Origin of the sequence: Bradyrhizobium manausense, from assembly GCF_018130615.1 — a bacterium.
Classification (GTDB): Bacteria; Pseudomonadota; Alphaproteobacteria; order Rhizobiales; family Xanthobacteraceae; genus Bradyrhizobium; species Bradyrhizobium manausense_A.
The window spans coordinates 1-12,188 of record NZ_JAFCKB010000037.1; the positions used below are offsets into that span (position 1 = coordinate 1).

Below are 12,188 nucleotides of genomic sequence, written 5' to 3' on the forward strand. Positions count from 1 at the left end.
CGGCACGGTGATCGCGGACGCCGCCGAAGAGCTGATCCGCAAGCTGAATGCCCGGCTCGGGCACAGCGAGGCGGCGGCGTAGCCGAGCTTGAAGCATGCCAACTCTTGAATTGATCCGTCGCGAAATAGATCGCATGCGCGTTCAGGTTGGGCGCCATCGCCGAGAGATTGCCCGTCTCCAACGTGCTGGAATACGCGTCAACTCGGCGGAGGCAACTGTAAGCAGAATGCTGGCGAAGATCGAAGAATTGTGCCTTCGACGCAATGAATTGGCGAAGGCGAGACCTCATCCCGCGAAGGGAAGAGTCGGTCATCGTAGATGCTGAGACGGAGCGGGTCGGTCCCACCAGTGGTCCTGCCACGACGGATCGTTGGAGAGGCGCCGTCTAGCGGCGCTGACGCAGTCCCTCGCGCGGCCTATCCGTCGCGTGTCGCCTCGGTTACCCCGGCAGCGGGCGTTAGCCTGTCATCTGCGGCCAATATCGTTTGCGCAACTCCTGCTTCATAAGCTTGCCCGTCTGCGAACGCGGGACTTCATGCACAAAGTCGACTGTGCGGGGTGCCTTGTAGCCGGCAACACGAGCCTTCACGAATGCGATGATCTCTTGCGCCAGGTTATCGCTCCCTCCGAGGCCAGGCATGAGTTGCACTATCGCCTTCACTTGTTCGCCCATTTCTGGATCCGGAACACCGATCACGGCCACGTCTGCGATAGCGGGATGAACGACCAGGACGTTCTCGATCTCTTGAGGGTAGATGTTCACTCCGCCGGAGATGATCATGAACGCCTTGCGGTCAGTCAAGAAAAGATAGCCATCCGCATCGACGTGTCCGATATCACCGACCGTTGTCCAGAAAGCATGCGCAGGATGTTGGGCGGCTCGCGTCTTTTCCGGCTCGTCATGATAGACGAACGGCAACCTGTCGCGTTCGAAATAGATGACGCCCGTCTGCCCCATCGGAAGTTCATTGCCTTCCTCGTCGCAGATATGGATTGTCCCAAGAACCGTGCGGCCGACAGAGCCGGGCTTTCTCAGCCACTCCTCTGGTCCAATCACGGTCATCCCGTTCATTTCGGTGGCGGAGTAATACTCCCATAGGACTGGCCCCCACCACGTCATCATCTCTCGTTTGACTTCAACCGGACACGGTGCGGCGGCGTGAATGGCGATTTGCAAACTGCTGACGTCATATCGGTTACGGATTGATTCAGGGAGTTTGAGCATCCTGACAAACATGGTTGGAACCCACTGACTATGAGTCACCTTATAGTGTTGGATAGCGGCCAAAGCCGCTTCGGCGTCGAACTTGTCCATGACGAGAGCCGTGCCACCCAGCGCCTGGACGGTCGCGCAGGTTCGGAGCGGCGCGGCATGATACAGGGGGGCGGGAGACAGGTAGATGGTTTTGTCATTGAAGCCGAAGTTCGACGAAAACATCTGCGCCATGGTGTCGCCCGGCTCGGAAACCTGTCGCTCCGGCAACGCATGCTTTACGCCTTTGGGCCTGCCCGTTGTGCCGGAGGAGTAAAGCATGTCGGCGCCACGAGGCTGCGAAGATGGCAAGGTGGTGCGAGCAGCTTTGAGGATCTGCTGGTACGACTCGTAACCTGCCAAGTCCCCTTCGAGGCTGACGCGACGCTTGAGTTGGCCATGTCCGCCAAGTTTCGATGCCGTCTCGGCGCCGCCTCGGCCTACGAACAACGCCGCGGCACCGGAATTGGCGAGCATGTAGTCGACTTCATCCGGGCTCAGCCGATAGTTTATCGGCATCAGGTACAGACCCGAACGCTGAGTGGCCCAGTAGATATCGAACATCCAGGGGCTGTTGTCGGAGAGGACACCCACGACATCGCCAGGCCGCAGACCCGCGTCAAAGAGCCAGTTCGCAACCCGCCGTGACCGATCCTCGAGTTCGGCATAGGTCACGACCTCGCCGGTTGCCGTCATGATGAGAGCAGGGCGGTCCGGATTTGTAAGCGCATGAGTCCCCGGATACATAAGCACTCCCTGGATGTCGCCCTTCCGACGAAGTGGCGGTCTTGGTTTCGAACGAAATCGGCTGGTGAGGTTCGGGATCATCGAATTGATCACCCGTGAGCCGGACCCTCCCTCGCGCCAATGCCTTTTGTCACTGATTTGGTCAGGCGGCTAACGCCCTCCGCGCCTTCCCACCCTTTGATTTGCTTGAAGTTCGAGCTTGTGCAAGAAATGATATTGATGTCACATTACTGATTGTGCGCTGGTGGTCAAGCTGCTGCAATGCTATGGATGGCAAATGCTGGAGACCGATGATTCTGCTTTGGAGCCCTTAGCCCCTGCAACTGCAAAGGGGGCGGCGATGCGTCAGCGGCTGCTCAACGCCTCGGCACGTGTATTCGCGCGCAAAGGATACGAGGCCACTCGGGTCGAGGACATCGTCAAGATTGCTCGCACCTCCTATGGCAATTTCTATCGGCACTTTCGAAACAAGGACGAGATCTTGCTGGCCGTATTGCGGCCTTTGGTCGACGAGATCTACGTTGCGAGCAAGCGCCGAATTGGCCGCTCGCTCAAGGCAACCGAGGCGGAGTTCGTTGAGAATACGATCGCCTACCTCAAGATCTACGCTCGACACCGCAAGCTATTGCGCGTGATGCGCGAGGCGGCAGCTCGCGGCGAGAAAGCGACATTTCTGTCTCTCTATGTCACGGAACGTAGTCGCTTCGTAAGGCGCACCTCCACTTGGCTGACGCGCCTTCAAGGATTGGGCGAACTAAGTCGTGAGCTTGATCCAGAGATGGCTGCCGAAGTGCTCGGAGCTACAATGGAGCAAGTTTCCTACATGAAACTTGATCTCGCCGCGAATGATCCGAGCGAAGCCGAGATTGAGCATATAGGCTCACATTGCGGGAAGATCTGGTATCGGGGCGTGTTCGGCGCGCCCAGCGAAGTTCACGCTGCTCCAAATTAGTGCCCTGCGCTTAACGGCATCTGACGGCAGCACCGAAGGTCACCTTGTTTGGCCGCACTCAGCGTTTCGAAAGTTATGACATCTCGGTCTAGACCGGTGTGACATGAAACGAGCGATGTCGTTTGTTCTGGATTTCGTCGCCTCGAATTATCGTCACAGCCAGGCGAAATAGGCGAGTACCGTTGTCCGGTCTGCGCTTCTTCCCCGGAAGTTTTTGACGGTAGTAAGTTGGTTGGCTGCCGACTGACAATTGACCCGCGCACGAGAGCAATGCGCGAATAAGGCAACGTAACCGCACAGGGTTGCCGCCTATCGTCATCGATTGATCCGGTCGCTGGGGACGCGGTCGACCATCAAATACGCCCCCGCGAGCTGCTGGCAACGAGGCGCGTTGTGCTCGGCGGGCAGAGGCTGCCAGCAGCGGTCGAGCGCTCATTGCCGAAAAGTGCCGTCCATTGACTTGCGGCAGTAACGCGAAGCCTTGACGGCGGCGACTGCCAGTAATATGACGTCAATATCACTTTTTGGCGCCGGTCCAGAAGCGCGGAAATTCAACAGGGGAGGAGCCGAGCAACTCGGCAAAAGAGCCAATGAAAGCAACGTCTTCATTGCATCGTTCTCTTAATCCCCGCGTCCCTGCGGTCGTTTGCTCTCTTCCCGGCATTGACGAATATACGGTGGGGTCTGCGGCGTGATCCTGAATGAGACGCAAGCTGCTATCCGTGACGAGGTGCGCAAGTTCGCCCAGGAGCGCATTGCCCCTCACGCGCGCGCGTACGAAGAAGCCAAGGGATATCCGTCAGAGCTTTTTGAGGAGCTCGCGAGTCTGGGGCTGATGGGAATGACCGCTCCCGAAGCCGTCGGCGGAGCCGGTGCGGATTACGTATCCTATGCGGCTTCACTCATCGAGATCGCCGCAGCGGACGGCGCGCTCTCTACGATACTGAGCATTCAAAACAGCCTAATCGTATCAGGTCTGTTGAAGGATGGTACGCCGGAGCAGCAAGCGAAATTCCTGCCCTCGCTCATCGGCGGGCAAATGATTGGCGCGTTCGCGCTAACAGAAGCGGAAGCGGGCTCGGATGCATCGGCGTTGAGGACGCGTGCTGTTCGCGCAGACGGTGGGTACAAGCTAAACGGAGCCAAGCAGTTCATTTCGTCGGGGAGAACTGCCGGTCTTGCGATCGTGTTCGCCGTAACCGATCCCGCCGCGGGCAAGCGCGGCATCTCGGCTTTCCTCGTTCGCACCAACAGTCCTGGTTACGGCGTCGAGAGAATCGAACACAAGCTTGGGCAGGCAGCATCCGATACTTGTGCCATTCGATTCGATGACGTTTTCGTCGAAGAGGGAATGCGGCTTGGTTCTGAAGGTGCGGGCTACTCAATCGCACTTTCCAATCTTGAGGCTGGCCGCATCGGTATTGCGGCTCAATGCGTGGGGATGGCGCAGGCCGCTCTCGATGCGGCGGTGAGGTACGCCGGCGAGCGCAAGAGCTTCGGAGCCCCGATCATCTCTCATCAGGCTGTCGGGTTTCGTCTTGCGGATCTTGCTGCAAGGCTTGAGGCCGCTCATCAGCTCGTGTTGCATGCTGCTGCGATGAAGGACGCGGCTCTGCCGTGTCTAAAAGAAGCGTCGATGGCCAAGCTCGTGGCCTCAGAAACAGCCGAGGCAGTGGTCTCCGGTGCGCTGCAGACCTTTGGTGGCTACGGCTACCTGGAAGATTCTGCCATCGCCAAAATCTATCGCGATGTCCGTGTCTGCCAGATCTATGAAGGCACATCGGATATCCAGAGAATGGTTATTGCGCGTGACCTCGCGAAAGCTGCGGCAGCACGTGACTAGCACCGAGATATCCGGAGGCGCCTCCATGTCCGATCCAGTCGTCATCGCGGGCTACGCACGAACGCCCATCGGGTCGTTTCAGGGATCGCTTGCTCGCTTCAAGGCCACCGAGCTAGGCGCTGCAGCGGTAAAGGCGGCGGTCGAACGGGCCGGCGTCGCGACCGACAAGATAGATCAGGTTCTCATGGGGTGTGTGCTGCCAGCCGCCCTTGGGCAGGCGCCTGCTCGACAAGCCGCGCTCGGGGCGGGCTTGCCGCTGAGTGCTCAGGCAACCACCGTCAATAAAATGTGCGGCTCGGGGATGCAGGCCGCGATCCTGGCTCACGATGCAATTGCAGTGGGATCCGCCGACGTCGTCGTTGCGGGCGGCATGGAAAGCATGACGAACGCTCCGTATGCCCTGCCCAAGCATCGCGGTGGCGCGCGCATCGGGCACGACCGCATCGTCGACACGATGATGATGGATGGATTGGAGGACGCGTACGCTCCTGGCAAGGCAATGGGCGCGTTTGCGGAAGATGCCGCGCGCGAATTTCAATTCAGTCGCAGCGCTCAGGACGAATATGCGCTCCGGTCCCTGGACCGGGCCAAGGTCGCCATTTCAGGCGGAGCATTCGCCGATGAGATCGTGGCACTGCCGCCGGCACCCAAGGCGGGATTGGTGGTTGATACCGATGAGCAGCCCGGAAAGGCCAAGCCGGAGAAGATACCGCTCCTCAAACCGGCATTTGCTCCTGACGGCACGATCACTGCTGCCAACGCATCGTCGATTTCCGATGGAGCCGCCGCCCTGATCATGACCAGGCGGAGCATCACCGAGAGATTGGGACTGCCGATTGCCGCAACGATCCGGGCGCACGCTGCTCACGCCCACGCGCCGGCTCTGTTCACGACTGCTCCCGTCCCTGCGATCCAGAAGGTCCTCGCCAAGGCTCGGTGGTCTGCTTCGGACGTTGATCTCTACGAGATCAATGAGGCCTTTGCCGTGGTGGCGATGATCGCTGCGCGGGAGCTCGATATTCCAGCCGAAAAGCTCAACGTCAACGGCGGTGCGACCGCTCTCGGCCACCCCATCGGCGCCAGCGGCGCGCGGATTATCGTCACCTTGCTCGCCGCGCTCAAGGCGCGCGGGCTCAAACGCGGCGTGGCCAGCCTCTGTATCGGCGGCGGCGAAGCGACGGCGATGGCCATCGAGATCTGAAATCGGAAAAGCAAGGAAGCATCATGCAAATCAACGGAACAGCCGCGATTGTGACCGGCGGTGCGTCTGGCCTCGGTGGCGCGACAGCGGAGCGACTGGGGGCTGCGGGCGCCAAGGTCACCATCCTGGACCTCAATGCTGAGTTGGGCGAGGCGCACGCCAAGAGCATCGGTGGGCACTTCATCAAGGTCGATGTGACTGACGAAGATGGTGTCGAACAGGCTCTGGAGTCAGCAGAGCGCATGCAAGGTAAGGCGCGCATCCTGGTCAATTGTGCCGGACTCGGACCGCCCGGCAAGGCGATCGGTCGAGACGGCAAGGCGCTGCCGCTGCGAGACTTCGCCAGGACCATCAACATCAATCTGATCGGCAGCTTCAACATGCTCTCGAAGTTTGCCGCCCGCCTCCACACGGCCGAGACTGCCGGTGAGGAGCGGGGCGTCATTATCAACACGGCAAGCGTGGCTGCATTCGATGGCCAGATCGGCCAAGCCGCCTATTCCGCGTCGAAGGGCGGAATCGTCGGCATGACACTGCCTCTCGCTCGCGAATTCGCGCGCTACGGAATCCGTGTGATGACGATCGCGCCGGGCATCTTTCTTACCCCGCTGCTGATGTCGCTTCCCGAAGAAGCGCAGAAGTCGCTCGGCAAGCAGGTTCCATTTCCCAGCCGGCTTGGGCAGCCGTCGGAATTTGCTCAAATGGTCGAGTCGATCGTCGCCAATCCGATGCTGAACGGTGAAACAATCCGTCTCGATGGCGCAATCCGGATGGCACCGAAATGAGCGGGGTGGGCGCCGAGCGTACTCGAGAGATCGCGGATCGCGTCGAGCGCTTCGTTCGGGACGTCGTTGTCCCATTCGAGCGCGATCCCCGGCGGGATCATCACGATTGCCCAAAGGACGAATTGGTCACGGAGCTGCGCGAGCTGGCACGGGCCGCGGGCGTATTGACGCCACACATTCTGGCCGACGGTTCACACCTCTCGCAGGGGGAAACCGCAATCGTTCTGGCGAAGACCGGCCTATCGCCGCTTGGTCCGCTCGCATGCAACACGGCGGCTCCCGACGAAGGCAACATGTACCTTCTGGGCAAGATCGGCTCGTCGGAGATCAAGGAGCGCTTTCTCAAACCGCTCGTCGAGGGGCGTGCTCGGTCCGCGTTCTTCATGACCGAGCCGGCTGAAGAGGGGGGAGCGGGATCCGATCCCTCGATGATGAAGACGACCTGCCGACCGGACGGCAACCAGTGGGTTGTGAATGGTCGCAAGGCGTTCATCACCGGTGCCCGCGGTGCCAGGGTCGGCATCGTCATGGCAAAGGCCGAAGAGGGCGCCTGCATGTTCCTCGTCGATCTGCCTGATCCTGCAATAACCATCGATCACGTGCCCAATACGATCGATAGTTCGATGCCAGGCGGGCACGCTGTCGTGACTATCCGCAATCTGCGCATTCCAGCCGACCAAATGCTCGGACAACCGGGCGAGGGGTTCAAGTACGCGCAAGTCCGGCTTGCGCCGGCCAGGCTGTCGCATTGCATGCGCTGGCTGGGCGCCTGCATTCGTGCGAACGAGATCGCAACCAACTACGCCAACCGCCGACAGGCGTTCGGCAAGACGCTCATCGATCATGAGGGCGTTGGGTTCATGCTCGCAGACAACCTGATCGACCTCAAACAAGCCGAGTTGATGATCTCCTGGTGCGCGAGCGTCCTCGATACCGGCTCACTCGGAACAAACGAGAGCTCGATGGCCAAAGTCGCGGTGAGCGAGGCGCTCATGCGGGTTGCTGATCGTTGCGTCCAAGTGATGGGCGGATCGGGCGTCACCAACGAAACCATCGTCGAACAAGTGTTCCGTGAGGTTCGTGCATTTCGCATCTATGACGGTCCCACCGAAGTGCACAAATGGTCGCTCGCGAAGAAGATCAAGCGCGACTGGCAGAAGAGGGTGACCCCGTGAGCGCCCCCGATGATTCTGCAAACTCGGGATTGGCGGCGCCCTCTGATGCCCATCGTCTTGACGAGGCTGCCCTGGCGCGCTGGATGGCGGCCAATGTCGATGGGTTTCGAGGGCCTCTCAGCATCTCGAAATTCACGGGCGGCCAGTCGAATCCGACCTACCGCCTTCAATCAGCAGACGGCGTTTATGTCCTGCGGCGGAAACCACCAGGGTCGCTTGTGTCCGGCGCGCACGCAGTCGACCGCGAGGCGCGCGTACAGGGCGCGCTATCGCAAGTTGGCTTTCCGGTAGCGCGCATTTACGGCTATTGCGCCGACACGTCGGTTATCGGCAGCGAATTCTATGTGATGCAGCTCGTCGAGGGACGGATCTTCTGGGATGCAACTTTCCCTGACGTAAGCCGAGGCCAGCGCCCTTCTTATTTCTACGCCATGTGCGACGTCATCGCGCAACTCCACTCCATTGACCCAGCTTCGATTGGCCTGGGCGATTATGGAAAGCCAGGCAGCTACTTCTCGCGGCAGATCAGTCGCTGGTCGCGTCAGTATCAGGAAGACCCGGACGCCGGGCGCGACGCGAACATGGACCGCCTCGTCAAAGAGCTCCCGGAACGAATCCCCCAAAATGAGGAGATCGCGATCGTCCATGGGGACTTTCGCTGCGACAATCTCATCTTTCATCCCCGAGAGCCGCGAGTCATTGCCGTACTCGATTGGGAGCTTTCGACCCTGGGGCATCCCCTTGCCGACTTCGCCTACCACACGATGATGTATCGCATGCCTCCGCACATTGTTGCTGGTCTTGCCGCAGCCGACCTGGCGGCCCTCAACATTCCGAGCGAGGCGGAATACATCGAGAGGTACTGCCGAGCGACTGGGCGCGAAACGATTCCGGACTGGCACTTCTACGTTGCGTTCAACTTCTTCCGGCTTGCGGCGATCATGCACGGCATCGCCGGGCGCGCGCTGCGCGGTACAGCTTCATCCACACAGGCGATCGAACGCGGCAAGACGTTCCCAGAGCTGGCGGCGCTGGCTGTCCGTGCCCTGGAGAACCTCTCATGACTACTATCGAGTTCTCCTGCGCCGACAACATCGCAACCGTGACCTTGTCGCGTCCCGAGCACGGCAACACGATCGATCCCGCCATGGCTGGCGCTCTCCTGCAGGCCGCCGAACGCTGCGACACCGATGATGATATCCGATGCGTCGTGCTGACCGGGCGAGGCAAGCTCTTTTGCGGGGGCGGGGACGTCAGCGCATTTGCCGCAGCCGGCGCCGACGTATCGGCCTTCCTGGAGGATCTGGCGAACACCCTGCACGCGGCGATCGTGCGGCTCATGTACATGCGTAAACCGCTGATTACTCTTATCAACGGCCCTGCAGCCGGCGCCGGCATGAGCCTCGCCATGATCGGTGACTTTGCGTTGGCGGCGCGTTCAGCGCACTTCTGCGCTGCCTATACCGCCCTAGGCCTCAGTCCGGACGGAGGAATGAGCTGGCTGTTACCACGCGTGGTGGGCCTCAGGCGCGCTCAGGAGATCATCCTGTCCAATCGGCGCGTGCCGAGCGACGAAGCGGAGCGAATTGGTCTCGTTACGCGCATCGTTGATGGCGAGCAGCTGCTTGCTGCCGGCGCTGAAATTGCGGCGAAGCTTGCGGCAGAACCGGTGGCTGCGCTCGGCGCGACACGCCGTCTCTTGCTCGAAAGCTACGAAAGCTCGTTGGAGGCGCAACTCGAGCTGGAGATGTGGAGCATTGCCGAGCTGGGCGGCTCCGAAGACTCACGTCGCCGTGTCGCGGCATTCGCCGCTCGTCGAAACTCAAAAGGGTGACAAGGAACAGGCCATGGCAGAAGCATATATCGTCGAAGCAGTGCGGACCGCGGGTGGTAGGCGCAACGGCAAGCTGGCTGGTTGGCATCCCGCCAACATGGCTGCGGAAACACTCAATGCGGTCGTAGATCGTTCGGGAATCGACCCGGCCGCCATCGAGGACGTGATCCTTGGTTGCGTGACGCAGGCCGGCGAGCAGGCGTTCGCCTTCGGACGGAATGCGGTGCTTGCCTCCAAGCTCCCGGGATCCGTTCCGGCCGTGACGATCGATCGCCAATGTGGCAGCTCCCAGCAGGCGGTGCAGTTCGCGGCCCAAGCGGTGATGTCGGGTACGCAGGACGTCGTAATAGCGGCCGGCGCGGAAAGCATGACGCGTGTGCCGATGTTCTCGAACATTTCATTGCACCAGAAGGAAGGCATTGGCACGGGCCCGATCAGCGACCGCATTCAGAAGCGGTTCGGCGTGGAATCCTTCAGCCAGTTCGAGGGCGCCGAAATGATTGCACAGAAGTACGGGTTCGATCGGCTGACATTGGACCGGTTCGCTCTCGAAAGCCATCGGCGCGCCGCAGAGGCAACGAAGGCCGGAGCCTTCAAGAACGAGATCGTTCCGCTGAAGATCGACAGTGGCGAACACGCGGTGGACGAGGGAGTTCGATTCGACGCGTCTCTGGAGTCGATCGGCTCGGTGAAGCTCTTGAAGGAAGGCGGTGTGGTCAGCGCCGCCAATGCAAGCCAAATCTGCGATGGCGCTTCCGCGGCGCTGGTCGTTAGTGAGAAGGCTCTCAAAGAACACGGCCTGAAGCCGATCGCGCGCATTGTCGGTTTTACGGTAACCGCCGGCGATCCCGTCATCATGCTTGAGGAGCCGATCAACGCGACGCGTCGCGCTCTCGCCAAGGCCGGAATGAAGATCGGCGACATCGATCTTTATGAGGTCAACGAAGCTTTCGCACCAGTACCGCTCGCATGGCTTCAGGCGATCGAGGCCGATCCTGCAAAGCTCAATGTCAACGGCGGCGCGATTGCGCTTGGTCATCCACTCGGCGCCTCGGGCACGAAGCTCCTTTCGACTCTGGTCCACGCTCTGAGGGCTCGGGGCAAGCGATATGGCCTTCAGACCATGTGCGAGGGGGGCGGCATCGCCAACGTGACCATCGTTGAGGCGTTGGGATGACATTCCAAACCCGTTTCACGGAGCTTGTCGGTATCAGGCATCCCGTCATGCAGGGCGGCATGATGTGGGTCGGGCGTGCGGAGCTCGCCAGCGCGGTTTCCAATGCCGGCGGGTTGGGTGTCATCACGGCCCTGACCCAGCCGACGCCGGATGATCTGCGGCGGGAGATCGACCGCTGCCGGTCGATGACCGACAGGCCTTTCGGAGTCAACCTAACGATACTGCCCTCGGTGACACCTCCGCCTTACGCCGAGTATCGCAAGGCCATCATCGAAAGCGGGATCAAGGTGGTCGAGACGGCGGGCGCTCGGCCACAAGAGCATGTGGAGGAGTTCAAGTCCCGCGGGATCATTGTCATTCACAAGTGCACGTCGGTCCGGCACGCCTTATCCGCCGAGAAGATGGGAGTCGACGTCGTTTCGATCGATGGCTTTGAGTGTGCTGGCCATCCCGGAGAGGATGACGTACCTGGCCTCGTGTTGATCCCTGCTGCTGCAGACAAGATCTCCATTCCGATGCTGGCCAGTGGCGGCTTCGGCGATGGTCGTGGTCTCGCGGCCGCCCTTGCCCTTGGCGCTGACGGAATCAATATGGGCACGCGCTTCTGCGCGACGGTCGAGGCTCCGATACACGATGGGGTGAAGCAGTTTCTGGTTCAGAACGACGAGCGGGCGACCAACCTCATCTTCCGCAAGTTTCGGAACACGGGGCGCGTCGCCAAGAACAGAGTGTCCGACAGGGTCGTTGAGATCTCAAGCGCGCCCGACACTGCCTTTGACGACGTCCGGCCATTGGTCTCGGGGGCAAGGGGCCGCGTTGCGCTCGAGACCGGTGACCTCGATGCGGGCCTGATCTGGGCCGGACAGGTGCAGGGGCTCATCCATGACGTGCCCAGCTGCAAGGATCTGGTCGAGAGGATCGTCGCCGATGCCAAGGTCACGATTCGTGGGCGGCTCGCTGGATTGCTGAAGCCGGAAGGTCTCCCGGTCTGAAGAGAGTGCCGGCCCGCGCCGGCGTCTGGGGAAACATGCATCAAGTGAGACAAATGAGGGGTCGAGGGGCTCTGCTTTCGGTTCGTGAAGTGACGGTTGCCTTTGGCGGCATCGTCGCGCTCAACGGCGTGTCCTTTGACATGCACCAGGGGCAGATCCTCGGATTGATCGGCCCCAACGGCGCCGGCAAGACCACGCTGTTCAACTGCCTCTCCCGCCTCTATCAGCC

11 protein-coding genes are annotated in these 12,188 nt (G+C 60.8%); 10 read left to right on the forward strand and 1 reads right to left on the reverse strand.

Features of this window, described 5'->3' with window-relative positions:
* Nucleotides 1-458: 458 nt before the first annotated feature.
* On the reverse strand, nucleotides 459-2,000 hold the full coding sequence (locus tag JQ587_RS36365; protein WP_212428582.1) for an acyl-CoA synthetase: 1,542 nt from the start codon (nucleotides 1,998-2,000) through the stop codon (nucleotides 459-461).
* 277 nt (nucleotides 2,001-2,277) lie between these two features.
* Between JQ587_RS36365 and JQ587_RS36370 the strand changes: the two genes are divergently transcribed.
* The 10 genes from JQ587_RS36370 to JQ587_RS36415 form a co-directional block, all read left to right on the forward strand.
* Complete coding sequence (locus JQ587_RS36370) at nucleotides 2,278-2,952, forward strand: TetR/AcrR family transcriptional regulator (RefSeq protein WP_212428573.1); 675 nt, start codon at nucleotides 2,278-2,280, stop codon at nucleotides 2,950-2,952.
* 691 nt (nucleotides 2,953-3,643) lie between these two features.
* Nucleotides 3,644-4,795: an acyl-CoA dehydrogenase family protein gene (locus tag JQ587_RS36375; RefSeq protein ID WP_212428574.1), complete on the forward strand. Its 1,152-nt coding sequence runs from the start codon at nucleotides 3,644-3,646 to the stop codon at nucleotides 4,793-4,795.
* A gap of 25 nt (nucleotides 4,796-4,820) precedes the next feature.
* Nucleotides 4,821-5,996 carry an acetyl-CoA C-acyltransferase gene (locus tag JQ587_RS36380; RefSeq protein WP_212428575.1) on the forward strand — a complete coding sequence of 392 codons (1,176 nt, stop codon included), beginning with the start codon at nucleotides 4,821-4,823 and terminating at the stop codon, nucleotides 5,994-5,996.
* Between the two features lie 23 nt (nucleotides 5,997-6,019).
* Complete coding sequence (locus tag JQ587_RS36385; RefSeq protein WP_212428576.1) at nucleotides 6,020-6,781, forward strand: SDR family NAD(P)-dependent oxidoreductase; 762 nt, start codon at nucleotides 6,020-6,022, stop codon at nucleotides 6,779-6,781.
* Entirely contained in the window at nucleotides 6,778-7,956 is a 1,179-nt protein-coding gene (locus tag JQ587_RS36390; protein WP_212428577.1) for an acyl-CoA dehydrogenase family protein, read from the forward strand. The genes JQ587_RS36385 and JQ587_RS36390 overlap by 4 nt, the downstream gene beginning before the upstream one ends.
* Nucleotides 7,953-9,020, forward strand: coding sequence for a phosphotransferase (locus JQ587_RS36395; protein ID WP_212428578.1), 1,068 nt, complete (start codon nucleotides 7,953-7,955; stop codon nucleotides 9,018-9,020). The genes JQ587_RS36390 and JQ587_RS36395 overlap by 4 nt, the downstream gene beginning before the upstream one ends.
* Nucleotides 9,017-9,790, forward strand: coding sequence for an enoyl-CoA hydratase/isomerase family protein (locus JQ587_RS36400; protein ID WP_212428579.1), 774 nt, complete (start codon nucleotides 9,017-9,019; stop codon nucleotides 9,788-9,790). The genes JQ587_RS36395 and JQ587_RS36400 overlap by 4 nt, the downstream gene beginning before the upstream one ends.
* A gap of 13 nt (nucleotides 9,791-9,803) precedes the next feature.
* The gene (locus JQ587_RS36405) at nucleotides 9,804-10,967 is read left to right on the forward strand and encodes an acetyl-CoA C-acetyltransferase (RefSeq protein WP_212428583.1); all 1,164 of its coding nucleotides are present in this window, start codon (nucleotides 9,804-9,806) and stop codon (nucleotides 10,965-10,967) included.
* A complete protein-coding gene (locus tag JQ587_RS36410; RefSeq protein ID WP_212428580.1) occupies nucleotides 10,964-11,959 on the forward strand; it encodes an NAD(P)H-dependent flavin oxidoreductase in 996 nt (331 codons plus the stop codon). The genes JQ587_RS36405 and JQ587_RS36410 overlap by 4 nt, the downstream gene beginning before the upstream one ends.
* Nucleotides 11,960-11,994: 35 nt before the next feature.
* The coding region (locus tag JQ587_RS36415) for an ATP-binding cassette domain-containing protein (RefSeq protein WP_212428581.1) at nucleotides 11,995-12,188 on the forward strand (194 nt) is incomplete at its 3' end.

What these genes read in the sequence shown, in the direction of transcription:
- JQ587_RS36365 (WP_212428582.1), bottom strand. Translation starts at nt 2,000, where the DNA reads ATGTATCCGGGGACTCATGCGCTTACAAATCCGGACCGCCCTGCTCTC.
- JQ587_RS36370 (WP_212428573.1), top strand. Translation starts at nt 2,278, where the DNA reads ATGCTGGAGACCGATGATTCTGCTTTGGAGCCCTTAGCCCCTGCAACT.
- JQ587_RS36380 (WP_212428575.1), top strand. Translation starts at nt 4,821, where the DNA reads ATGTCCGATCCAGTCGTCATCGCGGGCTACGCACGAACGCCCATCGGG.
- JQ587_RS36385 (WP_212428576.1), top strand. Translation starts at nt 6,020, where the DNA reads ATGCAAATCAACGGAACAGCCGCGATTGTGACCGGCGGTGCGTCTGGC.
- JQ587_RS36390 (WP_212428577.1), top strand. Translation starts at nt 6,778, where the DNA reads ATGAGCGGGGTGGGCGCCGAGCGTACTCGAGAGATCGCGGATCGCGTC.
- JQ587_RS36400 (WP_212428579.1), top strand. Translation starts at nt 9,017, where the DNA reads ATGACTACTATCGAGTTCTCCTGCGCCGACAACATCGCAACCGTGACC.
- JQ587_RS36405 (WP_212428583.1), top strand. Translation starts at nt 9,804, where the DNA reads ATGGCAGAAGCATATATCGTCGAAGCAGTGCGGACCGCGGGTGGTAGG.
- JQ587_RS36410 (WP_212428580.1), top strand. Translation starts at nt 10,964, where the DNA reads ATGACATTCCAAACCCGTTTCACGGAGCTTGTCGGTATCAGGCATCCC.